The 25,703-nt window shown below is 52.5% G+C and carries 28 protein-coding genes; 15 read left to right on the top strand and 13 right to left on the bottom strand.

Annotated elements, in window-relative coordinates; genetic code table 11:
- Nucleotides 1–18: 18 nt before the first annotated feature.
- From J1836_RS08965 to gmhB, 7 genes are all read left to right on the top strand, one after another.
- Nucleotides 19–765, top strand: coding sequence for a response regulator transcription factor (locus J1836_RS08965; RefSeq protein WP_207250788.1), 747 nt, complete (start codon nt 19–21; stop codon nt 763–765).
- A complete protein-coding gene (locus J1836_RS08960) occupies nt 762–1,103 on the top strand; it encodes a hypothetical protein (protein ID WP_207250787.1) in 342 nt (113 codons plus the stop codon). The genes J1836_RS08965 and J1836_RS08960 overlap by 4 nt, the downstream gene beginning before the upstream one ends.
- A 99-nt stretch (nt 1,104–1,202) precedes the next feature.
- Entirely contained in the window at nt 1,203–1,496 is a 294-nt protein-coding gene (locus J1836_RS08955) for a hypothetical protein (RefSeq protein WP_207250786.1), read from the top strand.
- A gap of 153 nt (nt 1,497–1,649) precedes the next feature.
- Nucleotides 1,650–3,962, top strand: coding sequence for a response regulator (locus tag J1836_RS08950; protein ID WP_307792581.1), 2,313 nt, complete (start codon nt 1,650–1,652; stop codon nt 3,960–3,962).
- A gap of 70 nt (nt 3,963–4,032) precedes the next feature.
- Entirely contained in the window at nt 4,033–4,749 is a 717-nt protein-coding gene (gene rph / locus J1836_RS08945) for a ribonuclease PH (RefSeq protein WP_207250784.1), read from the top strand.
- A complete protein-coding gene (rdgB, locus tag J1836_RS08940) occupies nt 4,746–5,345 on the top strand; it encodes an RdgB/HAM1 family non-canonical purine NTP pyrophosphatase (protein ID WP_207250783.1) in 600 nt (199 codons plus the stop codon). The genes rph and rdgB overlap by 4 nt, the downstream gene beginning before the upstream one ends.
- The gene (gmhB, locus tag J1836_RS08935) at nt 5,342–5,878 is read left to right on the top strand and encodes a D-glycero-beta-D-manno-heptose 1,7-bisphosphate 7-phosphatase (RefSeq protein ID WP_207250782.1); all 537 of its coding nucleotides are present in this window, start codon (nt 5,342–5,344) and stop codon (nt 5,876–5,878) included. Before rdgB ends, gmhB begins: the two co-directional genes overlap by 4 nt.
- A gap of 43 nt (nt 5,879–5,921) precedes the next feature.
- Here the strand turns inward: gmhB and J1836_RS08930 are convergent, their stop codons facing one another.
- Nucleotides 5,922–7,073, bottom strand: coding sequence for an RNA-guided endonuclease InsQ/TnpB family protein (locus J1836_RS08930; RefSeq protein ID WP_207250781.1), 1,152 nt, complete (start codon nt 7,071–7,073; stop codon nt 5,922–5,924).
- Between the two features lie 164 nt (nt 7,074–7,237).
- Between J1836_RS08930 and J1836_RS08925 the strand changes: the two genes are divergently transcribed.
- Entirely contained in the window at nt 7,238–7,981 is a 744-nt protein-coding gene (locus J1836_RS08925) for a lysophospholipid acyltransferase family protein (RefSeq protein WP_207250780.1), read from the top strand.
- A gap of 90 nt (nt 7,982–8,071) precedes the next feature.
- Entirely contained in the window at nt 8,072–9,427 is a 1,356-nt protein-coding gene (locus J1836_RS08920; RefSeq protein ID WP_207250779.1) for a hypothetical protein, read from the top strand.
- 77 nt (nt 9,428–9,504) lie between these two features.
- Here the strand turns inward: J1836_RS08920 and J1836_RS08915 are convergent, their stop codons facing one another.
- From J1836_RS08915 to J1836_RS08885, 7 genes are all read right to left on the bottom strand, one after another.
- Complete coding sequence (locus J1836_RS08915) at nt 9,505–10,128, bottom strand: outer membrane beta-barrel protein (protein ID WP_207250778.1); 624 nt, start codon at nt 10,126–10,128, stop codon at nt 9,505–9,507.
- 90 nt (nt 10,129–10,218) lie between these two features.
- Nucleotides 10,219–10,611: a group II truncated hemoglobin gene (locus J1836_RS08910; RefSeq protein WP_207250777.1), complete on the bottom strand. Its 393-nt coding sequence runs from the start codon at nt 10,609–10,611 to the stop codon at nt 10,219–10,221.
- A 99-nt stretch (nt 10,612–10,710) separates the two neighbouring features.
- Nucleotides 10,711–12,102 (bottom strand): M48 family metalloprotease, encoded by a 1,392-nt coding sequence (locus tag J1836_RS08905; RefSeq protein ID WP_207250776.1) that lies wholly within the window; start codon nt 12,100–12,102, stop codon nt 10,711–10,713.
- Between the two features lie 2 nt (nt 12,103–12,104).
- Nucleotides 12,105–12,695, bottom strand: coding sequence for a LemA family protein (locus J1836_RS08900; protein WP_207250775.1), 591 nt, complete (start codon nt 12,693–12,695; stop codon nt 12,105–12,107).
- A gap of 15 nt (nt 12,696–12,710) precedes the next feature.
- A complete protein-coding gene (locus tag J1836_RS08895; RefSeq protein WP_207250774.1) occupies nt 12,711–13,292 on the bottom strand; it encodes a hypothetical protein in 582 nt (193 codons plus the stop codon).
- 30 nt (nt 13,293–13,322) lie between these two features.
- Complete coding sequence (locus tag J1836_RS08890) at nt 13,323–14,732, bottom strand: OmpA family protein (protein ID WP_207250773.1); 1,410 nt, start codon at nt 14,730–14,732, stop codon at nt 13,323–13,325.
- Nucleotides 14,733–14,735: 3 nt separating this feature from the next.
- Complete coding sequence (locus J1836_RS08885; RefSeq protein WP_207250772.1) at nt 14,736–15,968, bottom strand: hypothetical protein; 1,233 nt, start codon at nt 15,966–15,968, stop codon at nt 14,736–14,738.
- Nucleotides 15,969–16,154: 186 nt separating this feature from the next.
- Here J1836_RS08885 and J1836_RS08880 point away from each other — a divergent pair, with 186 nt between their 5' ends.
- Nucleotides 16,155–17,096 (top strand): ribokinase, encoded by a 942-nt coding sequence (locus tag J1836_RS08880; RefSeq protein ID WP_207250771.1) that lies wholly within the window; start codon nt 16,155–16,157, stop codon nt 17,094–17,096.
- Here J1836_RS08880 and J1836_RS08875 read toward each other — a convergent pair.
- Nucleotides 17,059–17,892, bottom strand: coding sequence for a GntR family transcriptional regulator (locus tag J1836_RS08875; RefSeq protein ID WP_207250770.1), 834 nt, complete (start codon nt 17,890–17,892; stop codon nt 17,059–17,061). The two genes, J1836_RS08880 and J1836_RS08875, sit on opposite strands and share 38 nt — an antisense overlap.
- 180 nt (nt 17,893–18,072) lie before the next feature.
- On the opposite strand from J1836_RS08875, the gene typA reads away from it, so the two are divergent.
- Both typA and J1836_RS08865 read left to right on the top strand, forming a co-directional pair.
- Nucleotides 18,073–19,923: a translational GTPase TypA gene (gene typA, locus J1836_RS08870; RefSeq protein ID WP_207251507.1), complete on the top strand. Its 1,851-nt coding sequence runs from the start codon at nt 18,073–18,075 to the stop codon at nt 19,921–19,923.
- Between the two features lie 64 nt (nt 19,924–19,987).
- Nucleotides 19,988–20,152, top strand: coding sequence for a hypothetical protein (locus tag J1836_RS08865; RefSeq protein ID WP_207250769.1), 165 nt, complete (start codon nt 19,988–19,990; stop codon nt 20,150–20,152).
- A 4-nt stretch (nt 20,153–20,156) separates the two neighbouring features.
- Here J1836_RS08865 and folE read toward each other — a convergent pair whose 3' ends face one another.
- From folE to purD, 4 genes are all read right to left on the bottom strand, one after another.
- Nucleotides 20,157–20,705: a GTP cyclohydrolase I FolE gene (gene folE / locus J1836_RS08860; protein ID WP_207250768.1), complete on the bottom strand. Its 549-nt coding sequence runs from the start codon at nt 20,703–20,705 to the stop codon at nt 20,157–20,159.
- A 91-nt stretch (nt 20,706–20,796) separates the two neighbouring features.
- Nucleotides 20,797–21,969 carry an OmpA family protein gene (locus J1836_RS08855; protein ID WP_207250767.1) on the bottom strand — a complete coding sequence of 391 codons (1,173 nt, stop codon included), beginning with the start codon at nt 21,967–21,969 and terminating at the stop codon, nt 20,797–20,799.
- Between the two features lie 16 nt (nt 21,970–21,985).
- The gene (locus tag J1836_RS08850) at nt 21,986–22,435 is read right to left on the bottom strand and encodes a hypothetical protein (RefSeq protein ID WP_207250766.1); all 450 of its coding nucleotides are present in this window, start codon (nt 22,433–22,435) and stop codon (nt 21,986–21,988) included.
- A gap of 135 nt (nt 22,436–22,570) precedes the next feature.
- A complete protein-coding gene (gene purD / locus J1836_RS08845) occupies nt 22,571–23,857 on the bottom strand; it encodes a phosphoribosylamine--glycine ligase (protein ID WP_207250765.1) in 1,287 nt (428 codons plus the stop codon).
- Between the two features lie 118 nt (nt 23,858–23,975).
- On the opposite strand from purD, the gene J1836_RS08840 reads away from it, so the two are divergent.
- From J1836_RS08840 to J1836_RS08830, 3 genes are all read left to right on the top strand, one after another.
- Nucleotides 23,976–24,311, top strand: a complete 336-nt coding sequence (locus tag J1836_RS08840) for a hypothetical protein (protein WP_207250764.1) — start codon at nt 23,976–23,978, stop codon at nt 24,309–24,311.
- Between the two features lie 46 nt (nt 24,312–24,357).
- A complete protein-coding gene (locus tag J1836_RS08835; protein WP_207250763.1) occupies nt 24,358–24,789 on the top strand; it encodes an FKBP-type peptidyl-prolyl cis-trans isomerase in 432 nt (143 codons plus the stop codon).
- 67 nt (nt 24,790–24,856) lie between these two features.
- On the top strand, nt 24,857–25,690 hold the full coding sequence (locus J1836_RS08830; RefSeq protein ID WP_242632782.1) for a metallophosphoesterase family protein: 834 nt from the start codon (nt 24,857–24,859) through the stop codon (nt 25,688–25,690).
- Nucleotides 25,691–25,703: the final 13 nt, after the last annotated feature.

The raw sequence follows: 25,703 nt of genomic DNA, 5'->3' as shown, positions 1-25,703 counted from the left end.
TAAAATGCCTACACATCCGTGTCCAAGATATTAATTTTCGAGAAAATGAACCTCATTTCATCAAATGCGAGCGATGCACCGGCGCGTCAGATCTTACTGGTTGACGACGATATTCTCCTGCACAAGTTGCTGGAAGAGTACCTGTGTCAACATGATTACCACATCGATGCGCTCCAATGTGGAGAAGAAATAAGCGAATTTCTCCAGCATCAACAACCTGATTTTATTCTACTCGACATAATGATGCCGGGTAAGGATGGGTTACATTGGTTGAGATGGTTGAAAAAATATCACGAACACATTCCCGTGATGCTATTATCTGCAAAAAAATCCGCACAAGAACGCCTACAAGGTCTAGAATTTGGCGCTGATGATTACCTCACCAAGCCCTTTCATCCCAAAGAGCTGCTGATCCGTATCCGCAATATTATGCGTGACAGACCCCTTGCTAATGGTCGTGTCATCCACAAAATTGGCAGCAGCTTCTTTGACCCCGTGCATGAACACCTTGAACGCGATAACACCACGATCAAACTCACCACACAAGAAAGCGGTCTACTGCAATTTTTTTGTCAGAATCCCGGACAAATTTTGACACGCGATGCTATTTCACTCGCCCTGTATGGTAATGACTACCAACCGATGAACCGCAGCATCGACATGACCATCAATCGCTTACGCAAAAAGCTTGATGACAATGCCACTACACCCCGCTACCTGTGCACCGTCTGGCGCAAAGGGTATCGTTTAACCCTCGACTCATGACCACAGCCACTGTATTCAACACCTTAGTCGCCATGCTGGGACAAGAGAGCGCACAGCGTTTTCTCGCGTTTGCCCAACCGCAAATTCACCAATGCAAGCAAGATTTGCTCACCCACCTGCAACAACACGATTGGGATAGCGCTGCGGCTACCGCCCACCGCTTTAAAGCTACTGCTCATTTGTATAGCTCTGCTAGGTTAATAGAACAGCTAGACACCATCATTCAAAAGCCGATACAGACCTTACAACACCCCGCATTCTCTCAAGATTTAGTCGCAGAATTCCAATACATTGAACGTGCTATTCAGCAGTTCATGGCGAATCATGCCAACCATTAAATTCATGTGTTACATTTTTTTACAATTTTTCTCGTTACAAAAGCAACCCTATTCACTACAGTCCTCTCCATCATTAAGCTAAACAGGACGTTTAACAACATGAGGGAGCGAAGCTTCTTAGTAACGATAAGCTTATTAGCAGGATTGTTACTCACATCAGCAGCAACCGCAGCATCTGTGACTAGCGTACAAAAAGGACAACAGCGAGAGGACACCACCACCATTGCAGAGAGCGTGGGTATGCCGGAAACGTTATCTGCTGCTCCGCGTAGCTTTTTACCGGGGCTGATTGGCCCACATTTGTACTTGTACTTACTGCAATCCGATCAATTCATCACTCTACAAGGGCTGATTGAAGACTATCGAAACAAGAACATCATAAAAACACATTAAACCCTTTAACTCGACTCACCGCACTGCGCCAAATAGCGTTGAGTCGCTTTCTGACCCCACCTGCTCCCCTGTAGACGGGGTCAGTTTTTTTCAGGCTCAGAAACGCTTATTCAGTTCCAAACGCGCCTCGGCATGATTCCGCAACCCTGAGCCATTGATTCTCCAAGGAAACTCGCGCTGTTACTCCGAATCCTTCTCTTATGCTGCTGCCTATTACTGCCTCGGACCACCCTGACCGCGCAGCCGTTAGTACTGGATGACACCACCACGCACGCTTGGCTTTATCCCTATGTCGAAGTCGCCGTAGAGCGCACCGATGGCTCACTCACGAACTATCAAGGCGGCTGGAATTACCACCCGCAAATCGGTTATACCCAATCCACCTACTGGGCGCGTTTTGAAGTGATTAGTCACGCCACGCAACGGCTCAACTGGTATGTGTTATTTCGCGGGCAAGACACCAGTATGGTCTGGGCGTATAGCCAGCCTACGCACACCATCCCCACCAGCAAACCGACACCACTACCGAATATCCCCGCTTTTAGGATGCCCGCTTACACACTCACCTTAACACCGGGAACGCCCTACACCGTTTACGTACAAGTCACCAATCCCAATATCCCGCTATCGTTTGAATTGGAACTCAGAACGGCAGATAACCTCTTGCAATCCGCCATTATGGATTACCTATTTTACGGTGCAATTCTCGGCGGCATGTTGGCACTCGCCGCCTACAACTTCCTAACCTTCCTGAAACTGCGCGAAGCCAGCTTTTTAAGCCTCAGCCTGCTCATCCTCACCACTGGGCTAGAACTGAGCTACCTGAATGGGCTGCTCAACCACATCACCCTGTTAGGTGCTTGGTATGACAGCGTCCCCGCGATTTTCACCCAACTAGCAGTCACCAGTGGGGCTAGTTTTATCTACCATTTACTGGATGTTCCACGGCAACTACCCACCTTCAAATTCCCCTTTCAAGCCCTGATCATCGCTTGCTTCATAACACTACTCCTCGCCCCGTTTGTGCCGTATGATTTCATGATGGCGGGAATACTCGCGCTCTCTCTGCTCATCCTTAGCAGCCCCGTCATCTTCATCCTCAGTCTGCGCAAGCGCCGTGAAGCACAAAATACCGCATGGGCATTCATTGTCATCACCCTCAGCACCACCCCGCTCCTCTTGATCGGCATCGGCGTAATCGACAACTGGCCACCTGCAATGGATCTCACCCAACTCGGCATCATGGCTTTCATGGTATTGCTGTCCCTCACTCAAGCAGAACGCACCCGCGATCTACGCGAACAAAGCCAACGTGCCGAAGCCGCCAGTCTTGCCAAAGGTGAATTTCTCGCCTCGATGAGCCATGAAATCCGCACCCCAATGAATGCCGTCATCAATACCGGCACACTCTTGCAGCAAACCTCACTCACCGCCCAGCAGCGCAGTTACATCGACAAGCTCAATACCGCTGCCAAGCACATGATGCACCTCATCAACGATATTCTTGATCTATCACGCCTAGAAAGCACTCAACCGAACTTGGAGCAAATCCCCTTCACCCTCGGTGAAATACTTACCAGCATCGAACAACTCCTCGCCGAACAAGCCACCCAGAAAAACCTGAGTCTCCAATTTTACAGCCAGTATCCACGCGACATTACCCTGCGCGGTGACCCAATGCGCCTGTCGCAAATCTTGCTGAATTTGTTAAACAATGCCCTCAAATTCACCGAACAGGGGCAAGTTGCCTTACGCATCAGCGCCACCCCGCTCACTGAACGCACGCCGCCGCACGTCGAACTCCACTTTAGCGTCACCGATACCGGCTGCGGTCTGAGTGAACAACAGCGACAACGCCTATTTGAACCTTTTTCCCCCATTCATCACAGCCGTGATACACGCTATCGTGGCACAGGGTTAGGGCTATCCATCAGCAGCAAACTGGTCGCCGCAATGGGCGGCACACTCCGCATGCAAAGCAATGTGGGCAAAGGTAGCCGCTTCTTTTTTAGCACTACTTTTGCGCTGCACACCCATACCGACCCCGCAACAGGCACACAACAAATACAACAAGCCCACATTATTAGAGAAAACACCCACATATTGCTGGTCGATGACGACCCCATCAACCAATTCTTCGGACAAGCACTACTAAAAACCTTAGAGGTCAAAGTCAGCATTGCCGCCAGTGGTGCAGCCGCCATCCAGCAAGTGCAGCAACACACCTTCGACCTCGTATTCATGGATGTCAGTATGCCGGACATGAACGGCTATGAAACCACACAACACATTCGCAAAGATGCACGCTTTAGCCACTTGCCAATTATCGCCTTAACCGCCCACGCTATTGCCGGAGAACGCGAACGCTGCCTCGCCAGCGGTATGAATGATTACCTCACCAAACCGTTTGAACTCGACCAAATCCGCACCATGCTCCAACAATGGCTCCCCCATACACCGCGATAACCGTGAAACCAACACGCAGGATGCGTATAATGCCCGCTCACCTAGCCAGATAGACTAAAAGGAAACCCCCATGAGGCCCAGCGCACGCACCCCCGACCAAATGCGAACCGTCAAATTCACGCGCCAATACACCATGCACGCCGAAGGCTCAGTCTTGGTCGAATTCGGCAATACCAAGGTGCTGTGTACCGCTACCGTTGAAGACCGCCTTCCCGGCTGGCTCAAAGGTAAAGGGCAAGGCTGGGTCACGGCAGAATACGGCATGTTGCCGCGTGCCACTGGCTCACGTACTGCTCGCGAAGCCGCCAAAGGCAAGCAAGGCGGGCGCACGATGGAAATCCAACGCCTGATCGGACGTGCCTTACGCGCCGTGGTTGACCTTGAAGCCCTCGGCGAATTCCAAATCACCATCGACTGCGATGTCCTGCAAGCCGATGGCGGCACGCGTACCGCCTCTATTAGCGGTGCATACGTCGCCTTGTGCGATGCGGTGACGTGGTTGCAAAAGAACCGCCGCCTCAAGAAAAATCCGCTACACGGGCAAATCGCCTCCATTTCCGTCGGTATTTTCGATGGCGTACCCGTGCTCGACTTGGATTATGCCGAAGATTCCAAAGCCGAAACCGACATGAACGTGGTCATGAACGAAGCCGGACAATTCATCGAATTGCAAGGCACTGCCGAAGGTCACGCCTTCCGCCGCGACGAACTGGACGCGATGCTGGCACTCGCCGAAAAAGGCATTCGTGACATCATGCAGGCACAACGGGAGGTCTTAGGCATATGAGCAAACGCATGGTATTAGCCAGCGGTAACGCCGGAAAGTTACGCGAATTCAACGCGATGATGGCAGATCTTGGCATCGAATTTGTGCGCCAAAGCGAGTTCGGGGTGAGCGATGCGGTAGAAAATGGCTTAACCTTCGTCGAAAATGCCCTGATCAAAGCCCGCCATGCCGCCAAACTGACCGGAATGCCCGCCATGGCAGACGATTCCGGCATTGTGGTGGATGCACTCGGCGGTGCGCCAGGGCTGTATTCCGCCCGTTACGCGGGGGATCACGGCGACGATGCCGCCAATAACACCAAGCTATTGGATGCGCTGCAAGATGTGCCGGATGCACAACGCACCGCACGGTTTTATTGCTGCATCGTGTACCTGCGCCATGCCGACGACCAATTACCGATCATTAGCGAGGCCAGTTGGGAAGGCGTGATCTTGCACCAAGCCAGCGGCACAAATGGCTTTGGCTACGACCCGCTGTTTTATGTGCCAACGCACGGCTGCTCTTCCGCCGACTTGCCACCGGACGAAAAGAACCGTATCAGCCATCGCGGGCAAGCCTTGCGTAAGCTCCATGCCTTGCTGGAGAATGCTGGGTGAAACTCATCATCCTCGACCGTGATGGCGTGATTAACCACGACTCCGACGACTACATCAAGTCAGCGGAGGAGTGGATACCCATTGCAGGCAGCCTCGAAGCGATGGCACGTTTGCAGCAAGCGGGTTACACGCTGGCGATTGCCACCAACCAATCCGGCATCAGTCGCGGCTATTACAGCGAAGCCACGCTAGATGCCATGCACGCCAAGTTGCAACGCCTATTAGCCGCACATGGCGGCACAGTCAGCTACATTGTTTACTGCCCACATCTGGCGGCGGATGCGTGTGAATGCCGCAAACCCCAACCGGGCATGTTGCAAGAAATCATTACCCAGTGCGGCGCACTGCCTACCGCCACGGTCATGGTGGGCGACTCGCTGACCGACTGGCAAGCCGCGCGTGCCGCAGGCATTGCCTACGTGCAAGTGCGCAGCGGCAAAGGCGAACGTACCTTGGCAAAAGGCGTGTTACCCGCCAATATACCTGTCTTCGATAATCTGGCAGACTACGCCGACTCACTGTTAGGGGTCTAACCGCTTGACTTCCTCACCTCCCTAAAGGAAGGGGATTCCTAATTCATCGAGAACAGGACAACGACACCGAAATGCCATTGCCACTAACAGTCTCTCCAAAGGCTAACACCGCCAGTCCTGCGGCTAAAATGTTACGCGCTGCATTCACGTCGCGATCATGGATTACCTTGCATTCAGGGCATTCCCACGACCGCACGTCCAGCGGTAGTTGGTCTTTGACGAACCCACAACAGGAACAGCGTTTACTGGAGGGGAAAAATCTGCCGATTTCGACATACGTTCTTCCCGCCCAATTGGCTTTGTACGCGAGTTGGCGGGTGAATTCTCCCCAACTTGCATCCGCAATGTGTTTGGCTAATGTGGGGTTTTTAATCATGTTCTTCACAGCGAGGTTTTCAGCGCAAACCACTTGGTTCTCGTTAATCAGTTTACGGGACAGCTTGTGCAAGTTGTCCGAACGGCAATCGGCGATTTTCGCGTGAATACGGGCAACTTTGCGTTTAGCTTTCAGCCGATTCTTGCTACCAAGTTTCTTCTTGGCAAGACGACGTTGGTATTTCGCCAGTTTAGCCGCGTATTCTGCGGTGTGGCGGGGATTGCCGGACTTGAAACCGTCGCTGGTGACGAACAAATCCTTGATGCCCACGTCAATGCCCACCTTGTTATCGGTGACAGGCAGCAACGTGGCATCAAATTCACACAGGCAAGACACAAAATAGCGCCCTGCCTGATCTTTGGAAACGGTAATGGTGGTCGGGTCGGACGGAAGCGTCTGACTCCATTTAATCACCAATGGCTGCTCACACTTCGCCAGTTTCAGTTCACCGTTTTTAAAAGTGAACGCGCGGTAAGTGAATTCAGCCGACTGGCGGTGTTTTTTGGATTTAAAGACGGGATATTTCGCCCGACCTTCAAAGAAATTCTTGAACGCCGTTTGCTGGTTTCGCAAGCATTGTTGCAGTGGGACACTGGAGACTTCGTTCAGGAACAGCGACTCAGGCAATTTTTTGATGGCGGTCAATCGGGCATTCGCGCCCGTATAACCGATTTTTTCTTGCGTCTGATCATAGACATCCGTGCGGTAACGCAAGATGCTGTTGTAAACGTAACGCACACAACCAAAGGTTTGCGCCAGCAATTTTTCTTGTTGCGGGTCGGGGTAAAACCTGAATTTGTAGGCGCATTTAGTTTGCATGGCTCTCAGTATAGTTGATGCGGTGAGTTATGCGTGTTTAACCAAGATAGCTTAACGAAAGAGGAGCGAGAAGAGGGTCGGCTACCGCCGACGCGCTATCCCTCCCCGACCTAACTCGTGCTGAGCGCAGCCGAAGCAAGGACGGGGCATCTCGCGCAAGATGGATGAACGCATTGAATACACTTTGGCTCGGCACTCGCGCCACCCTGTTTTGGGCTGGCTCACTCCCCAGCACCTTGCTGGCGGGTTTACTAGCACCGCTGGCATGGCTATTACCCGCGCAATACCGCTACCGCACCGCCACATTGTGGAATTGCTTCAATCGCTGGTGGTTGGAAGTCACTTGCGGGGTGAAATACCAAGTCATTGGGCGTGAAAACATCCCCACCGACGGGGCATTTATCATTATGTCTAACCACCAATCGACGTGGGAAACCTTCGCTATCCCCTGCATTTTTCCGCAACAACTGAGTTGGGTGATGAAACAAGAGTTGTTGAAAATTCCGTTTTTCGGGTGGGGCTTGCGCCTAATTCGCCCGATTGGCATTGATCGGGGCGCGGGACGTGCCGCCGTCAAACAGATTTCCCAGCAAGGCACGGCACTGCTGCATGAAGGTATCAGCATCGTGATCTTCCCCGAAGGCACACGCGTCGCCCCCGGTGTCAAAGCCGACTACAAAATTGGCGGCGCAATTCTTGCCTCGCAGTCTGGCTTTCCGGTCGTCCCCGTTGCCCACAATGCCGGAGTAAGCTGGCAACGCCACGCGTGGATCAAGCAACCCGGCACGATTACGGTCAGCATCGGCGCGGCGATTCCGACCCAAGGCGTAAAAGCGGGAGCGATCAACCAACACGTCCAAGACTGGATTGAAGCCGAAAAAGCACGCCTGCCTCCTATTAAAAAATAAGCAGTTTTTTCAAAAACCTACAGTTCATCCCCTCTTTTAGGCGTAATGCGTCAACTGTGCGCATAATAACGCCTCAGTGGAGGGAGAAACATGAGTACCGAAGTCATTACCGTGGCAGACGCGGCTGTAGGCATTTGCGACATTGACGGGCAACCGATGGTGTTTCACTGCAATCATTACAACCGCACCTTACAAAACACCATCGAAAACTGTCGTCATATCGACAACCAAAAAATTCTGATTCACGCCGCAGCCGAAGTGACCTTTTTGGGTTTGCAAACGCATTTCCGCGCATACCCAGACATGCCGCTAGAAGAACGCCTGCGTTATGCCGAAAACCTGTACCGTTTTTGCGGCTTCGGTTTATTGCCGTTGCTTGCTAGCGTCAAGCAGGCAGTAGGGCAAAGCGAATTCAACCTCAGCACGCCATCGTCACACTACGGGCGAGCCTTAGCCCTCAACTTTGAAAAGCGGCGCGGCGCGGGGGAATACTTTGACCTTGGTTTTACCATCGGCGCATTGTCAGCCGCGTTCGGTGAAGCCTTCAGCGGTGAATTGACTAAAGAAGCCATTTCGCTGAAAGGCAGACAAAGCACTTTCCACATTTACGTGGGCGGCGATGAATTTGAGTATTTGTTTGGCTTAAAATGTGGCACACCGGCTTACCGTGAAGCGGCAGGTTTATCTTCCGCGATTCCCGAACGCAGCGTTGCCAGCAATATCGACGAACGAGCGGTGATTGCCGGAGTCAGCCAAGCACCTTTGTATGGCAATTCATACGGCTTAATCCCCGCGTTTGGGGTGGAACTCACCCGCCATTACGCGGATTACTACAACTTGATTGCCTACCGTTTCGAGCAGCAACTCACCGCTGCCCTGACCAAGCGCCCTAGCCTCAACGATTTACTGATTTACGATTACCCCGCGCTGTTTTATTACAAGCAATATATCAACTTGGAAGGCATGAACCTATCGCGCACCCTGCTAACCGAGGCGGGGCATATTTGCGGCTTCAATACAATGGGCGGCATTATGAGTTCAGAGGCGTGGGAAGGCTTGGTCATGCCCATGATCGAAACCCGCGAAGATTGGTTGCATGGCATTGTGGCGGTCATCAACGCACTGGGTTGGGGTATCTGGCGCATTATGGAATTGATTCCACAAGAAAAACTGGTGCTGCGCGTGTGGCGACCTTACGAATCATTGGGGTATTTACGCTGGTTTGGCTACAGCCAACAGCCGGTGGATTATCTGGTGATGGGTGTAGCCGCATCGCTAATGAATTTGCTGTACGAAGGTGACATTATCCAACGCCCTGAACTGAATATGGACTATTACCAGCGCATTAACCGTTCCGCCTCTTCCTTCTGGGCAGAACAAGGGCGGTGCGTGGCAATGGGTGACACTTATTCAGAAGTCACGGTGACGCGCCGCCAACGCGGTTAAACACCACCAAAAAAAAAGCCGGATGGCTTGCGCTATCCAGCTTAAACAAATCTCAAAACCAAATCAAACAGAGAACCTTAGAAATTATAATGCAAACCAACAGTAGCCGTACTGATGCCTGTATCTGCTGTGCCGACATTACCCGCTTCAATCAGTTTAGACTGCTCACCCATGCTGAAGAAATGGTCTACACCAGCACGAACCCCTAAATGTTCGCTGAAATTGTACTCAGCGCCTACCCCGACGGTTGGCGTCACCCCTGAATCATCCGCATTGCCAGCACTCGTGGTGACTTTGCTTTTCCACAGTGCCGCACCAGCTTTGCCATAGATGTCAACGTTGCGAGCAACCAATTTACGTGCAATCGCGCTCAATCCTAAGGCTTTGGATTGTTGATCACCCGTCACTGTGCCACCGGCTTGCTCAATACGCGCAGTGTAGTCCATATCCGTGTAACCTGCTTCCAAACCCCATACAGGGCTGACTTGATAACCGGCATAAGCGTTTACTGCCTTATCGGTATCACACACTTCCGTGCAAGCAACACCCCCCACACCACAGGTAGAGCTTAAATCATTGTCATCAACAGAGGTGTTAAAACCCACACCTGCGCCCATGTAAGGCCCTTTTGGTGAACCTGCAAACGCTACGCCACTGCACAGTAAGATAACAACGCTTACCGAAGGCAAATATTTATTCATCCAATTTTCCTCATTTATGTTTATGCTCCAATGAATTTAGCAGAAATGGCGAAAATTGTTATTTATTGTTTTTATGAACGCACATATTTTTCAGCCTGAACGGTTACGCATGTGATCAGCAACCTTGGCAAACGATGATTTCAATTGTGTTTTCAATAATTCGTCAGAAATTTGCTCATCTAAAGCCATATCCATGCACAGCAACCACTGATCGCGCATTTGCGTATCCACCGGAAACGGTGCGTGCCGCATCCGCAAACGCGGGTGTCCGTATTCCGCTTCGTACAAGCCGGGTCCACCCAACCAACCCGATAAAAACTTAAACAATTTATCCCGTGCTGACTGCAAATCGTCGGCGTGAATTTTGCGTAACTCCCACGCTTCGGGCAACTCATCCATAATGTCGTAAAAGCGGTTCACCAAATTGCGCACACCATCTTCCCCGCCCAGCATGGAATAGTGGCTATGAATGGGTAGTTCCATTGATAACTCCAGTGTTTATGTTTAAATCAGAAAAAAAGGCAGTCTACGGCGTTTGAGGGGTTTGCCCCATGAAATTTCGCAAGTTGAAAGGATTTAACCTTAGCGTAACACAGCGTGCAGGATAGCAATGGGCATGATAGTGAACAACATCGTCAACATGGTAGAAGCCATCACCAGCAGCGGCAGCAACACAGCAACCAGCCCAGCCATTACCACCAGCAAACTGCCAACCAATAACGTAGCCCACACAGGGGCAACTGGCGGAGATACTACCAGCGGCTGGTTACTTGCCCCCATGCGAACCAGTGCGGCAAGCCGCCGTTCCACGGAGGGAAAGACGGAAACAATCATTCCTGCGGCCTGTTGTGGCGCAACTACGCACAAATGGCTTGCCCACACACTGCTCAGTAATGACGTATTCGCGTGGCTCAGTGCCGACAGCGCAGCGGACAACCCATCCGGTTCACGGGTCAAGCGTACTGCGGTGGCATCCGCCATGTATTTGCGTTGTTGCCATGCCCATGCAATACCGGGTGATAGGATCAGGGTGCTGACGAATCCACCGAGAAACCCACTGAACCACACCGGCCCCATCAGCGGCATCAACAGCCATTCCCGCCAGCCCAGTTTGTCGGTGTGTTGCTGTGCCGTTTGCGGCGCTGTATCAGCAAACGGATCACTCAATTGTGCCAACACAAACGCTTGACTAGCAGCCGTCGGCACACACAACGCACGCAGCAAATGACGGCTGGCAGCAAAGGAATCCTTATCCAACAGATTGACCGACAAGCGGGTCAGCAAGGCAAATACCCCCAACACACTGGCGGTACGCATTCCGATTTTCATGTCGTTGTCGGCAATGGCAGCAATCAGGTGGGCGGCAATACCCTGCATCTGGGCGCGGTTCAGCAGCACCAACAGCGATTGCCCGACCATGACGGTAGCCTGTTGCGCATCCATACCGGAAGCAGCCGCATTTGCCCCGCCGTCAATCACCACCACCTTCGGCGCGGGAATCAGGGCGGCAACCGCCATTTCCTCCAGCGTATTGGCAAATTGCAGTTCGACCAGACTACCGGAATCAGGTGGACGACCGACCTGTTGGGTGGTATCAAACAGGGCAGATTGGCGGATGGCACGCGATACGACCCATGCCACGACTACCATCAGCACTAATCCCGGCGCACTTGCCAGCAGGATAAACTTAAGTAAGTCAACCGTAGGCACAGCCATCGGATCATCAACAATCGGCGATACCAACGTACCCGCATAAGCCAGCAGGTCGGGGGTGGGAAACAGCAGGTTCAGGATGTCCAACACCAAGCCCGCCACCCCATACAGCAAGGGCGCGAGCAGCAACGACATGACCAGCGCCAACACCGCATAGGCAACCCCACAGGCTAGCGTGATACGCCAAGCCGTGCGGCGATGGCGGGCAACCGCATTGAAAAAGTCTTCACGTTCCGTCCCTTGCCAGGGCTGCCACTGCATACTCAAAACCTAACCACGGGAGCTTTGCGTTCCGCTTCTGATTCCAAGGGCTGTAACAAGGCAGCGGTGGTAAATCCTAAGGCTCCAGCAAACACAACCGCTGGGAAAGACTGAATCGCGGTATTCAGCTCCATCACTGCATCGTTAAAGGCTTGGCGAGCAAACGCGACTTTATTTTCGGTGGTGGTCAACTCTTCCGAAAGCTGCATCATGGTCTGGTTCGCCTTTAAATCGGGATAGGCTTCTGCCAAAGCAAAAAACCGTCCCAAGGTGCTGGATAATGCACCTTCAGCTTGCGCCATCGCGGCTAATGCTTGGGCATCTCCCGGCTGTTGGGCAGCCAATTGCCCGACGGCTTGCGCAGTATTGCGGGCATTGACGACCGCTTCCAAAGTACTGCGTTCGTGCGTCATGTAGGCGCGTGCCGTTTCGACCAGATTCGGGATCAGGTCATGCCGCCGCTTGAGTTGCACATCCATTTGCCCAAAGGCATTCGCCACCTTGTTTTTCAGCGCAACCAAGCGGTTGTAAAGGCTAATGAAGAACAGGATGACGAGTGCTAACACGGCAAGGGTGATCCAGAATCCAGACATGTCTATTCCCTTCTTTTATAATTTATCGGTGATCGTGCGCACCAGTTTTTCAAACTTGGGCGCATCTTTCCCGTCCATACCCGTGGCGGTGATTCCCAGCACAACCGTCCCCTTGCGTACCATCGCTTGCGTCATGGCTAGCGGATTGGTATCGCCGACTTTAAACCACGATTCATCGCCCACGCCTGCCAACGCTTGACCAGATGCGGGGTTATTGGCAGCGCCGAGGGTTTCAGTGAGTATCTCGTTCATACCGCCTTGCATCTTGAGCATCATGCGGAACGTGTCGGTTGCTTCTGCGGCGTTTGTGCTGGGCGTCAGCGTGGTGGTGAGGAGGCTGAAGGCTGCCGTATCACCAACACCATTGTAGACACAGGTTTCAGGCTCATCGGCCATAACTGCTACCGTTTGCCCAAACGCAGCTTGAACATCAGCGGCTGTCACCAACTGGCAGGCAGAAGGTAGCACTGTTGCGGAAGGGGCTTGTGTAACAGGTGGCGTGGAAGGGGCTGGCGTTGCGGCGGTATCCGCCTGCTTGTCACCGCAGGCAACCAACGTCAGTGCCATAACGACCGGTATAAGGGCATGTATTTTCATAAAAAACTCCTGTGGCGTTCAAAGTGATTGTCATTGGCGCATCAGTTCTACCCGCCGATTACGGGCGCGACCTTCGAGGGTGTCATTAGTATCACGCGGACTGGCTTCGCCATAGCCTTGGGTACTCAAACGGTTATCCGTAATCTTGAAACGTTCCACCAAGGCAGTTTTGACCGCAGCGGCACGGCGCTTGGAGAGGTCAAGATTGAAGCTGTCGCTGGCAATGCTGTCGGTATGCCCGCCAATGGCCAGCTTCCAGTCGGGATGTTTGTTGAGCAAGTCAGCGATTAGCGTCAAGGTTTCGTCCGATTCTGGGCGCAGCGTGGCACTGTTGAAGCTGAAAAAGATGTCATAGATGTCGACTTTCTCACCTTCTTGCAGGGCTTTTTCCAATTCAGCCGCTCTGTTGCCACCGCCTGCACCAAGCGCCAGATTGCCTGCTCCACTGCCCATTGCGCCTGTACCCGTGCCGCTGCCACCGTTACCGATATCCGCGCTTGTACCATTTGCACTGGCTGCACCACCACTACCTGCCGGAAAGGGTTCAGCATCCGTAGCGAATTCACCGGATATTTCCAGCGGTTTGCCCGTATTGGTCGGTATAGGCAAATCGCCACCCGCATGGCAATCGAAGGTAATTTGCGTCACCTGTAACCGCTCTTGTTCCGCTGGTGCTGGCAAAGCAACCGCCAATTCCTCTAGCATCTTGGTCATCACCGGGTCTGAAGCAAACTTCTCCTTCAAGGCTTCATCCGTGCCAAAGCCCAAGCGAAATGTCAGCATCAGCGGATTGTGGGGGTCATCCAGAATGAAAAACTCGGCTTTTTCTGTCCCAAACTGACCATTGGCGTGGAGGGCAGGCAAATCGGTGCGGATACCATTCACCAACACAGGTACTTTCACAGGCGCTTTATCCGCCAATTCCAATGCGTACACCGCAGGCGCAAACCACCAGCGGAAGGGTGAATTCGGGTCAATCACGTTTTCTGGGGTAGCACTGCCGTTAATGAGGGTAATGATCGACATTTCAGCCTTACCCGTTTGTTTGAGCTGGGTGTAAAGGTTGGTTGAAACGGTGATAGCCGTGCTGTTGGGCAGGGTTTCAGGCAAAATTTCACTGAAAGCTGCCATGTAATAGGCGGCTTTGCTTTGGTCGGCGCTGAGTATGGTGCGAGTCACGTTAGTTGCCACCAGTTCCGGCGGCTTATCACTGAAAGGGTCACTGACTTCATGTTCGCTGGAATAATGGAGCGTGATACCTTCGGGGCTAACACGGGTGAGGCGTTTGATAGATTCGTAGTCACCGCTGGGTTGGTTGATCGCGGTGATGATTTTCATGCCGGGGCAAAGCGGGATGACAGGGGCAACAGCTTCTGCGGTGCAAATACCACTAGCCAGTAACAAGGTTGAAACCGTGAGCAGAATAGCGGGGGTATTCATGCGTTAACGCCCTGTACCCATACCGGGAACACCAATCCCCAAACAAAACACATTCTGCTTTTTGGCGCGGTAGACACATGCTTGACCACCGTTTTCCCCTTCGGAATAACCCGCTGAAAAAACACCATCACCGCTGGGGTCACGTGTGGTGACGTTTCCACCCTCCGTCCCCTCATTTTTACTAAAGGTTGCAATCGGCAAGCCTGCTTGATTATACAATGCCACTGTCGCGGGTTCAGCTAACATGGCAGCAACATTTTTCCCCGCCTTGGCGACACCTAACGCACCATCAACCCCATTTTCTGATGTGCCAAGGAAGGCGACGGGTTCGCCTTTGGTGTTCGCTACCTTAACTGTACCTGCGCCTGCTGCGGCTGGATTAGTGCCAGCCATTACCACCGCGTTGCCAGTTTCGTCATACAGCCGTAAGGCAACTTTTTTACCGGGAAGAGTAGCTATTTCAGCCAAAGATTTCTCTGCCTGATTTGAACCATTAGCCGTTACCCCACCTGTATCGGTAATGACAATACCATTTACACCATCAGCAAATCTTCCAATACTCGTGGTTATCCCAGCGCCTCTTGTCATAGCACGACTGCCGTCCTTGCTGGAATCAAGCGTTACATAGTTTTGCTCATTCGCCGTCACAATCATGCTGGCTGAAATGCCTTGAATCTTAAAGCGAGCCATTGTACCCAAATCACCCAATGTCAGTTGAGTAATGCCGTTAGTAACAGCAACACTCATCAGCGCGATGCCCTTATCATCCACCACCTCAAAAGGGGCTTTAACCTGACTGGGTTTGCCTTGTTTGGCAAGTAGTGCCTGAACTTCATCTTCCAATACGGCAATGCGTTTCTCCAATTGCGCAACGTTGGGATGCACCGCATTTGGCTCAGTAACGGATGCCAGTGCCGCCTCTTTATCTGGGGGAACTGGCGGTGCAAGGGAGTTCGTGATGGGGGAAGTTTTAAGCGCTCCTTGCTGACCGGGGCTAATGATCGGGTCAATCGGGGCGGGGGCGTTATCCGTAACCTCTTTGACTTTGAGTTCATCGGGAGCACTGGGTACAGATTTGAGAACATCCTCTTTTTCAGGATTAGGTGGGGCAGGAATGCTGCTGGGCGCTGCCGGACTGGAACCAATATCTGTCGATAAAGCTACCGGAGCAAACACCAACAAGCTGATTGCCATCACGACCACCGATAGATGAGGAAACACGGTGTTTTCATTCATGTGGCTACTCCTCGCAATTTTATTTTGAATAACCAATCTAATGCCAAAAAAGCATGTTTACAACAAAATTTTGCTGGAAATCAAAAATATTCGCCCACAGACATACCAAAAAGTAATTTACATAAACATTCCAAGCACTTAAGCCGAACGTCTACAATTCACCCTGCTTTGAGTGCGAGGTAATGGATGAAAGTATTGGTTCTTGGCAGTTATGTCAGCGCGAATTGCCTATGCGTTGAACGCTTACCCTTGGCGGGGGAATCGCTTGGGGCGCAAGCCTTGTGGGTGGAACACGGCGGCAAAGGCTTGAACCTTGCCGTGGGCTTGCATCGCTTGGGGCTTGGTGTCGAGGTATTGTTGGCGGTGGGCAATGATGCGGCGGGGGATGCCTTGCTAAACTTCTTGCACACTGAAGGCTTGGATACCCGCTGGGTCGTCAAAGCCGGGGAACGTTCCGGGCTGGGGGTTGGTCTCATTGCCGTAGATGGCAGCAATGTCATCGTGGTTTATCCGGGAGCAAACGCCTTGCTGGATAAAACCCATGTCCAGACTGCCATTAGCGCACTGGAAAGCGCCAACCTCGTCTGTGCCCAGTTTGAAATCCCAGATGAACCGATACTGGCAGCGTTCCAGCACGCCCGCGTGTGTGGTATCAACACCTTGCTGAACCCCTCACCGTGGCGCGTCCCCAGCCCCAGCTTGTTGGGCTTGACCGATATTTTGGTGCTCAATGAAACGGAAGCTGCCGCATTGTTCTGTCTGGAAAGCAGCGAAATGCTTGCCGTAGAACAATGGCTAACAATCTTGCCAACGCTGGACTGGCAAGGACAGTTGCTGGTGGTAACGCTGGCGGAACGCGGGTGTGTTGCCTTGCAATCAGGGCAAACAGCCGTCCACCAACCCGCTTGGGTCATTACACCCACCGACCCGACCGGCGCAGGCGATGCCTTTACCGCAGGGTTGGCACTAGCATGGATGTCAGGGTTGAGCTTGGTCGATGCTTTGCAGTTTGCCAATGCATGTGGCGCGATGGTGGCTGCCCAGCAAGCAGTGCTGCCTGCTTTGCCCACGCACACTCAGGTCGCCACCTTTATGGCTGAACAGATGCTGGATTCATCTTCAAGGTAATCCGGTAGGTGTAAGCATCACCCCGAAATGTCCCCTCCACGTATTCCACCATCTGTCCGCTGGTAGCATAGGTTTTGCGCTTGAGCAGCAAACACGGGCCGGGTTCTTCAAACCCAAAGGCTGCCATTTCATCCGCATTGCTCATTGCCGCTTCAATGGTCTGCTCACCGTCGGTCAGGGCAATGCCGCAGTGTTGTTGTAAAAACTGGTAAGCAGAACCAGTGACATCCCAATCTACCAATGCTGGGGCAGCGGTCAAGTCGTACCACGCCACTTCACGGGTCATGGGCATACCATCCCCCAAGCGTAAACGTACCAATTTCAGAAAACGGGCAGATGAAGGGCGATTGAATAGCGAAGCAATCGCACGGTCAGACACGACCTTACGTTCCAGTAGTTGGGTCGATGGCTCTACGCCAATGTCGTGCATTTCCTCAGTAAATCCCTTAAGCTTACCCAGCTCCGGGTTAATACGCGGCGGCGCTTTGACCATCACCCCCGCCCGACCGTGGGTACTGATATAATTCTGCTCACGTAATTCATCGTAACAACGCCGGATAGTCGTGCGACTCAAGCGCAGTGCATCTGCCAAGGTACGCTCGGATGGTAAGCTATAACCCTCTCCCAATTCCCCCGACTGGATCATCTGGACGATCTGCCGTTGTAACTGCCGGTAAACTGGCTCGGCAATACCCGTATCCGGTTTCAGTCGCTGAATGAACGCAGTACTGTCGTTCACTGCATTTAAACCAACATCCAAGTGAAAAGCAGGCATTGCCAAGGAAACAGCATTCATGAGCTAACATTTACCAAAAAATATCAAAGTGCCGATATAGTACCATAAAAAACCACTACCAAATCACTCCCCACTGCATTTAAAAAACCAAATCAAGCACTAAAACATGAAATTCATTAGAAAATTAATATATTCCAAGTATAATCGCGCCTTTCATGAATTCATTTGAGTACCTTAGCTGTGATCCAGAACCTGCGAAATATCGCCATCATCGCCCACGTTGACCACGGGAAAACCACCTTAGTTGACAAACTGCTACAACAATCCGGCACTTTAGGCGAACGCGCCGAAGTGTCCGAACGGATGATGGACTCTAACGCGCTGGAGAAAGAGCGCGGCATTACCATCTTGGCGAAAAACACCGCCCTGCGCTGGACTAACCCAGCCGATGGTATCGAATACCGCATCAACATCGTCGACACCCCAGGACATGCGGACTTCGGTGGCGAAGTTGAACGTGTACTGTCAATGGTTGACTCCGTATTACTGCTGGTTGACGCGGTAGATGGCCCAATGCCACAAACCCGTTTCGTTACCCAGAAAGCGTTTTCCCACGGTTTGAAACCGATTCTGGTCGTCAACAAGATTGACCGCCCCGGCGCAAACCCGCACCGCGTCATGGATCAGGTATTTGAACTGTTCGACAACCTCGGTGCAACTGACGAACAACTCGACTTCCCCGTCGTCTACGCGTCTGCCATCAACGGCTACGCAGGCTTGGAAGAAACCGTCAACAGCGGCGACATGACCCCGTTGTTCCAGACCATTATCAATAGCGTTGCCGCGCCAGACGTTGACCCGGATGCGCCATTCCAATTGCAAATCAGCCAATTGGACTACAACTCTTACCTCGGCATTATCGGGATTGGGCGTATCAAGCAAGGTCGCGTCAAAACCAATACCCAAGTTAAAGTCATCGACACTGAAGGCAAAGTCCGTAACGGTCGCGTGCTGAAAATTCTCGGCTTCAACGGCTTGGATCGCGTCGAAGTCAACGAAGCGCAAGCAGGCGACATTATCGCGTTCTCCGGTATGGACGAACTGCACATTTCCGACACCGTGTGTGACCCGGAAAATGTCGTAGCGCTGCCAGCATTGACGATTGACGAACCGACCGTCACCATGACGTTCCAAGTCAACACTTCACCGTTTGCGGGCAAAGAAGTGAAAACCGGCACGTCTTCACGTCGCTTGAATGAGCGTCTGCACCAAGAACTGCTGCACAACGTCGCCTTGCGCGTTGAAGAAACCGATGACCCTGAGAAATTCAAAGTCTCCGGTCGTGGCGAATTGCACTTGGGCATCCTGATCGAAAACATGCGCCGTGAAGGCTATGAACTCGCGGTTTCCCGCCCGGAAGTTATCGTCCGTGAAATCGACGGCGTGAAAATGGAACCGTTTGAAAACGTGACCGTTGACATCGAAGAGTCCAGCCAAGGCAAAGTCATGGAAGCGCTGGGCGAACGCCGCGCCGAACTGAAAGACATGGCACCGGATGGCAAAGGTCGCGTGCGTTTGGAATACCTGATGCCAGCACGCGGTTTGATCGGCTTCCAAACCGACTTCATGACCATGACATCTGGTACTGGCTTGATTTACCACGTATTTGACAGCTATGCACCGTTCAAAGCAGGCGCGATTGGCAACCGTCACAACGGTGTATTGATTTCCAACGGCACAGGCAAAGCGTTGGCTTACGCCCTGTTCAGCCTGCAAGATCGGGGCAAGTTGTTCGTCGGTCACACCGAAGAAGTGTACGAAGGTCAAGTTATCGGTATTCATACCCGCGACAACGATCTGGTAGTTAACCCGCTGAAAGCCAAGCAGTTAACCAACATTCGTGCTTCTGGTACTGACGAAAACCTGATCCTTGTCCCCGCGATCCGCATGACGTTGGAACAGGCGATGGAATTCATCGACGACGACGAACTGGTTGAAATCACGCCAAAGAACATCCGTATTCGCAAGCGTTTCCTGATGGAAAATGACCGCAAGCGTGCGGGTGCTGCGAAGAAAGATCTGGCATCGTAAATCACGCCACGAAAAGGGGCTGTTTCAGCCCCTTTTTTTATTTAACACAACCCAGAGATTTGTCATGAAAAAACTCTTACTGGTTTTAACACTGAGCGGATTACTGCAAGGCTGTGCCGTACAAATGGCAAGCACTGCCGTGGGCGTAGTGGCTGGTACGGCGATTGGCGTGGCGAAAGTGCCCTTCCAAGTCGGTGGCGCTGTCGTTGATGTCGTCAGCGGCGACTAAAACCTCACTTGATCAAATGCAGGAATTCCTGCCGCGTGCGGCTGTTATCACGAAATTCCCCCAACATCATTGACGTGACGGTGGAAGATTGCTGCTTTTGCACCCCACGCATCATCATGCAGAAATGCTGCGCTTCCAACACCACCCCTACCCCCGCTGCACCCGTGACTTGCTGAATCGCATCAGCAATCTGCTTGGTCATGTTTTCTTGAATCTGCAAGCGGCGAGCATACATATCGGTAATGCGAGCAAGCTTCGACAACCCCAACACTTTGCCCTTGGGCAAGTATGCAATGTGCGCTTTGCCCACAAAGGGCAGCAAATGGTGTTCGCACAAGGAATAGAATTCGATGTCCTTCACCACCACCATTTCGTCATTGTCTGAAGCAAATACCGCGCCATTCACCAGCGTTTCCAGTGATTGCTGGTAGCCTTGGGTCAGAAAACCAAAGGCTTTGGCGGCGCGTTCCGGGGTTTTTTGTAGCCCGTCACGGGTAATGTCTTCGCCGATGCTGGTAATCAGCGCGGCATAGAGTTGGCTGGCATCTGTCATTGTTATTGTCCTGAGTGAGTAGTGAGTTCCAAGGGATTTTTTCACACATTGGGGGAAAATAACAATTTGCAAGGCATTCACACGGTCTTATTCAACGCACACAAGCGGGCACGCTAAATTCTACACGCCGATCCAAGCTATCACGATCATCATCCGTACCACTACCGATCAAATTCTCACGGAAACCACGCCCTTCTGCCGTCACTTGTGCGGTATCACCACCCAGCCCCGCGTCTAAAACGCTTTTAATACGGTTCGCTCGTGCTAATGACAAAGCATCATTGTATTCAGCCGAACCAGTACGACTGCTGTGCCCCGTAATATGCAAACAACGTTGATTTTTCGTCATATACTCCGTCATTTTACGCAACCACTGTTGGTATTGCTGTTGTGCCAATGCATCGCCGTAGAACACCTCGGAATCCACCTTGAATAAGATTTTCAGGGTTAACACATCCCGCTGCGCAAAACTGAGTGCCAGCAATTGCTCAAAGGCCTGCTCTGCGGCAGCCGCCTGCCCCAAGCGTAACTGACTCATGTAAAGCCCCGCGTAAACCCGCAACATCTGTTCAGCAGTCGCGTGTGTACCTGCCTGACGGTATAAATCCCGCGCAGCAGCATACCGCTTACGGCGATACGCCTGCCCCGCATCATTCAACAGCGCGGTGGCTTGTACATCCATCAGAAAACGAGCGGCTGAATAGCTCTCTGCCAAGGGACGCGCCGCTTGCTTATTCACAAGGTACATCGGGCTATCGTTAAATTCCGGCAAGGCTTGATAACGCAAGTGCTTATCATCAATCCACGCATCAGCACTGGCTACCAACTCGCCGTTGCGCACATTCAATGCCACGGCTTGTAAGTGATACAGTTTGTTGGGTTGCTTGGGATGTTTTTCCAACCCCAACGTGCCTTGAATCACGTATTGGCTCGAACGTAAGGTTTGAGCGGACAAAACCGACAGTTTTGCCATGCGTAACGCGGTGCCGACGGCTTTGATGTACGCTGTCATTTCCTCGCTGACCGCCACTTGTTCTTGAGAATAACGATCCGTAATGGGGTCAATCGCCACGCTTTGTTCGGTAAAACGCCCCAACATGCCTTTGTCTTCACGAATTCGTGCAAATAAATCACTTGCCACCGTCTGGGTAGCTTGTTGTAGCGAGACAGGTTGTAAGTGGGTTTGATGCACGTCACGCACAGGGTGGCTACACCCACTCAACCAAGCGCCCAAACCCAAGCACAGCAAAAAACGTAATGTCATACCCTATCCTTAGCAATTACAGCGGGATACCCAATGAGCGCTCGATCACCTTGAAGTCACGCTGCGGTGTTCGCGGCGTTTTTTTGACACGCACAGGCGGTGAAGCAGCCGATTGGGGTAATGTCGATACGGGCTTTTTATAGGAAGGTGGCAAGGCTTTGCGAGCGACACCCGGATAATCGGCAGCATTTACGGGTTCACTTGCACGATCACTTGAGCTGTCTACGGGAGGCTCAACGGTAAATGGTGCAATCACACGCGGGGATGGTGTAGCCATCAATGGCAAAGTAGGGGTAGTTGCTGTTACAAGCGGGCGATTATTAACTCGCAAGGCGTGGACAGCCAGCAACGTAAATACTGCCGCACACGCGCAGGTAAATGCTAGCAATAAGATAAACGGCGATTGCCACGCAAGGTGGAAGATTTTGTTAGCAACAACTTCCCGTTTAATGAGCAACTTAGGCATAACATTTCCTTTGCTTTAACCTAGCGAAACCTCCATTCCACACCGAAATGGAAGTCCCACTATAACAAAGCACCGGAAATCAACGACTAGCACGAGGATAACGCAGCGTATTTTCCAGATATACCGTCTGTCGGATTAAGCCTTTTCGCGTGCAATCGCCCGATGCCCAATGTCATGGCGGTAATACACGCCCTTCCAATCCAGCGCTTCCACCAAACGATACGCTGCTGTTTGCGCTTTGGTCACCGAAGCACCCAAACCGACCGCACACAGCACGCGTCCGCCGTTGGTGACAATTTTGTCATCGTGTATTGCTGTACCGGCGTGGAATACTTTGCCATCCAAAATCGCCGCCACTTCCAAACCGAGGATCACATCGCCTTTGCGGTAAACATCGGGATAGCCACCCGCAGCCAGCACCACGCCCAAGGACGCACGGCTATCCCATTGCGCAGTCACTTTATCCAAGCGTTCATCCAAGGCTGCTTCCAGCAACTCGACGAAATCGGATTGTAAACGCACCATGATCGGCTGGGTTTCAGGGTCGCCAAAGCGGCAATTGAACTCCAGCACTTTCGGCACGCCTTGCGCATTGATCATCACACCTGCGTACAAAAAGCCGGTATACGGAATGCCATCCGCCGCCATACCGCGTACTGTCGGGTAAATCACTTCCTGCATAATGCGTTCGTGCATCGCAGGCGTGACCACGGGTGCAGGTGAATACGCGCCCATGCCGCCGGTATTCGGGCCTTTATCGCCGTCATCGCGGGCTTTGTGGTCTTGCGAACTCGCCATTGCCAAAACGTGCTCGCCATCCACCATTACGATGAAACTGGCTTCTTCGCCCAGCAAAAACTCTTCGATCACCACGCGGCTACCCGCTGCACCGAAAGCATTGCCTGCCAGCATATCCTGCACGGCGGCAATCGCCTCGGCTTCGGTTTGCGCTAAAATTACGCCTTTACCCGCCGCCAACCCGTCAGCTTTCACCACAATTGGCGCTCCCATTTGGCGGATATAAGCAATCGCAGGCGCAATCTCGGTGAAATTCGCGTATGCCGCCGTGGCAATTTGATGCCGTGCCAGAAAATCTTTCGCAAACGCTTTCGACGATTCCAATTGCGCCGCTTGCTGGGTAGGGCCAAAGCAACGCAAGCCAGCCGCACGGAATTTATCCACAATGCCTTTAGATAGCGGCGCTTCGGGGCCAACCACAGTCAATGCAATCGCGTGTTCCTTAGCATAAGCCACTAACGCATCGACATCTTCCGCCGCAATCGGCACATTGCGCATGGCTGGCTCTAACGCCGTGCCTGCATTGCCGGGTGCAACCAACACCTCACTCACACGCTTCGATTGTGCAATCTTCCATGCCAGTGCGTGTTCACGCCCGCCGCCGCCTACCACCAAAACTTTCATGCCTGCTCCCGTTAATTCTTGAAAAACGTACCATTAAAGCGGGATTGAGTAGCCGTTTCAAGCGTTCATGCGTTTAATTCAGATGAGTTGAGGGCGAGAACATAGGAAAATCGACGAAATGAAGAACGCTTACCGCAGCTTGTTGCTGATGACCGCCTTATTAGGGGGTTGTGGGCAAAAAGCTCCCCAATCTTTTATGGAATTACCGTCCGGTCGTCGGGTAGCCACGGTATACGCCATCAACTCGCCAGCGGGTGACATACCGTGCTACCGCGACCCCGCCGCTGATGCACCGCTCGTGACACAACTGCACCACCAACAATTAGTCGATCTAGTTTCTATACAAGACGGCATGGTGCAACACAATGGCGACTATTGGCTGCATATTTACCCACGTAGCGGGCATCGCCCCGCCTGTTACTTGAATATTCAGCACTTAATGCCCGTTTCCTGAGCATTTTGGTATCCTGCAACTTTTCCCACGCAAGTAAGCCGCCACCATGAGCAACACCGTCCAAGCCACTAGCCGCATCCTCTGGCATTACCGCCTTTACCTTGCCGATGGTCATCTGGTCGAAGCCAGCGAAGACCCCGACGGCGACATGCTGCAACTGGGGCAAAGCGACATTCACCCCAACCTAGAAGCCGCCCTCATCGGCTTGCCGCAAGGTGAAAAAACACGCCTGATCATTATGGCCGACCAAGCCTTCGGCTACCCTGACCCCGATGCAATTCAAACCGTGCCACGCACCGATTTCCCCGCCAGCATGACGCTAGTTGTCGGACAAATCATCGGTTTCACCCTCCCCTCCGGTCAAGAAATCCCCGGAAAAATACTCGCGATCCACGCCGATACCGTGCAAGTCGATTTTAATCATCCCCTTGCAGGTCATCATCTTAGCTTTGAGTTGGAAATTTTGGATATTTTGTAAACACATCCATTCAAGGAATTTTCAAGGCATCAATACAGGGAATTTCCTGCACGTGCGGATTTGGTTAATGATAGAAGCCGTCAAAATCAACAACCAAATCCGTAATATGACAACAATTGCGCATATTTCTGACCTGCATTTCGGCTGCGAAGCGCCGATGGTGCGCGAAGGCTTGCTGGCAAGTCTGGAACACATCAACCCCGAACTGGTCGTGATCAGCGGCGACCTGACCCAGCAAGCCAAACGCCGCGAGTTTCAAGCTGCCCACGCTTTTCTGGCAACACTGCCCTACCCCTATTTGATTGTCCCCGGCAATCACGATTTGGTCGAAAACAATTTGCCGGAACGCTTGCTGTTTCCGTGGCAGAAATGGCGGCAGTATATTTCCCGTGAACTCGAACCCGTCATACACGAAGAGGCTTACGTTGCCATTGGCGTCAATACCGCCCGTCGCGTCAGCCTCAACCCCGACTGGTCACGCGGTAGCATCAGCCGAATGCAGGTCGCACGCATCCGGCGGCAATTGCAAACCACGCCTACCACGCACTTACGCCTATTAACCGCCCACCACCCGTTTTGGCTACCACCGATGTTTGCACACCGCGAATTGGTGAAACGCGGGGCAAGCGCGTTGCAGGCGTTCCAATCCGAAGTGGACATTATTTTGAGCGGGCATGTGCACCTCGCCTACGCGCAAGTGACACAAGGCGTGATTGTCTCGCACGCAGGCACAACGCTCTCCAACCGCCTGCTGCTGCATCACACCAATAGTTTTAACGTGATTCGCGGAGATCGGCAACGCCTCAGCGTGGAATTGATGGAATGGGGCAGCCAGCGCTTTCGCTTTGCACGCCAGCAAGTGTTTCGACGCGAGGATGCGGGGTGGCATCAGCAGCATTGACACACGAGCGTGT

The sequence above is a fragment of the Thiothrix fructosivorans genome (assembly GCF_017349355.1).
In the GTDB taxonomy this organism is placed as follows: Bacteria; Pseudomonadota; Gammaproteobacteria; order Thiotrichales; family Thiotrichaceae; genus Thiothrix; species Thiothrix fructosivorans.
Note: the sequence above shows the minus strand (reverse complement) of the source record. Positions and strands in the feature narration are given on the sequence as shown.

Excerpts from the sequence above, each read along its gene's own strand:
- J1836_RS08880 (WP_207250771.1), top strand. The coding sequence starts at position 16,155 with ATGAAAGTATTGGTTCTTGGCAGTTATGTCAGCGCGAATTGCCTATGC.
- folE (WP_207250768.1), bottom strand. The coding sequence starts at position 20,705 with ATGACAGATGCCAGCCAACTCTATGCCGCGCTGATTACCAGCATCGGC.
- J1836_RS08865 (WP_207250769.1), top strand. The coding sequence starts at position 19,988 with ATGAAAAAACTCTTACTGGTTTTAACACTGAGCGGATTACTGCAAGGC.
- J1836_RS08875 (WP_207250770.1), bottom strand. The coding sequence starts at position 17,892 with ATGAATGCTGTTTCCTTGGCAATGCCTGCTTTTCACTTGGATGTTGGT.
- J1836_RS08890 (WP_207250773.1), bottom strand. The coding sequence starts at position 14,732 with ATGAATACCCCCGCTATTCTGCTCACGGTTTCAACCTTGTTACTGGCT.
- J1836_RS08920 (WP_207250779.1), top strand. The coding sequence starts at position 8,072 with ATGAGTACCGAAGTCATTACCGTGGCAGACGCGGCTGTAGGCATTTGC.
- J1836_RS08915 (WP_207250778.1), bottom strand. The coding sequence starts at position 10,128 with ATGAATAAATATTTGCCTTCGGTAAGCGTTGTTATCTTACTGTGCAGT.
- J1836_RS08960 (WP_207250787.1), top strand. The coding sequence starts at position 762 with ATGACCACAGCCACTGTATTCAACACCTTAGTCGCCATGCTGGGACAA.
- J1836_RS08895 (WP_207250774.1), bottom strand. The coding sequence starts at position 13,292 with ATGAAAATACATGCCCTTATACCGGTCGTTATGGCACTGACGTTGGTT.
- J1836_RS08955 (WP_207250786.1), top strand. The coding sequence starts at position 1,203 with ATGAGGGAGCGAAGCTTCTTAGTAACGATAAGCTTATTAGCAGGATTG.
- J1836_RS08885 (WP_207250772.1), bottom strand. The coding sequence starts at position 15,968 with ATGAATGAAAACACCGTGTTTCCTCATCTATCGGTGGTCGTGATGGCA.
- purD (WP_207250765.1), bottom strand. The coding sequence starts at position 23,857 with ATGAAAGTTTTGGTGGTAGGCGGCGGCGGGCGTGAACACGCACTGGCA.
- J1836_RS08830 (WP_242632782.1), top strand. The coding sequence starts at position 24,857 with ATGATAGAAGCCGTCAAAATCAACAACCAAATCCGTAATATGACAACA.
- J1836_RS08905 (WP_207250776.1), bottom strand. The coding sequence starts at position 12,102 with ATGCAGTGGCAGCCCTGGCAAGGGACGGAACGTGAAGACTTTTTCAAT.
- J1836_RS08910 (WP_207250777.1), bottom strand. The coding sequence starts at position 10,611 with ATGGAACTACCCATTCATAGCCACTATTCCATGCTGGGCGGGGAAGAT.
- rph (WP_207250784.1), top strand. The coding sequence starts at position 4,033 with ATGAGGCCCAGCGCACGCACCCCCGACCAAATGCGAACCGTCAAATTC.
- J1836_RS08925 (WP_207250780.1), top strand. The coding sequence starts at position 7,238 with ATGAACGCATTGAATACACTTTGGCTCGGCACTCGCGCCACCCTGTTT.
- rdgB (WP_207250783.1), top strand. The coding sequence starts at position 4,746 with ATGAGCAAACGCATGGTATTAGCCAGCGGTAACGCCGGAAAGTTACGC.
- J1836_RS08850 (WP_207250766.1), bottom strand. The coding sequence starts at position 22,435 with ATGCCTAAGTTGCTCATTAAACGGGAAGTTGTTGCTAACAAAATCTTC.
- J1836_RS08930 (WP_207250781.1), bottom strand. The coding sequence starts at position 7,073 with ATGCAAACTAAATGCGCCTACAAATTCAGGTTTTACCCCGACCCGCAA.
- J1836_RS08900 (WP_207250775.1), bottom strand. The coding sequence starts at position 12,695 with ATGTCTGGATTCTGGATCACCCTTGCCGTGTTAGCACTCGTCATCCTG.
- J1836_RS08855 (WP_207250767.1), bottom strand. The coding sequence starts at position 21,969 with ATGACATTACGTTTTTTGCTGTGCTTGGGTTTGGGCGCTTGGTTGAGT.
- J1836_RS08840 (WP_207250764.1), top strand. The coding sequence starts at position 23,976 with ATGAAGAACGCTTACCGCAGCTTGTTGCTGATGACCGCCTTATTAGGG.
- J1836_RS08835 (WP_207250763.1), top strand. The coding sequence starts at position 24,358 with ATGAGCAACACCGTCCAAGCCACTAGCCGCATCCTCTGGCATTACCGC.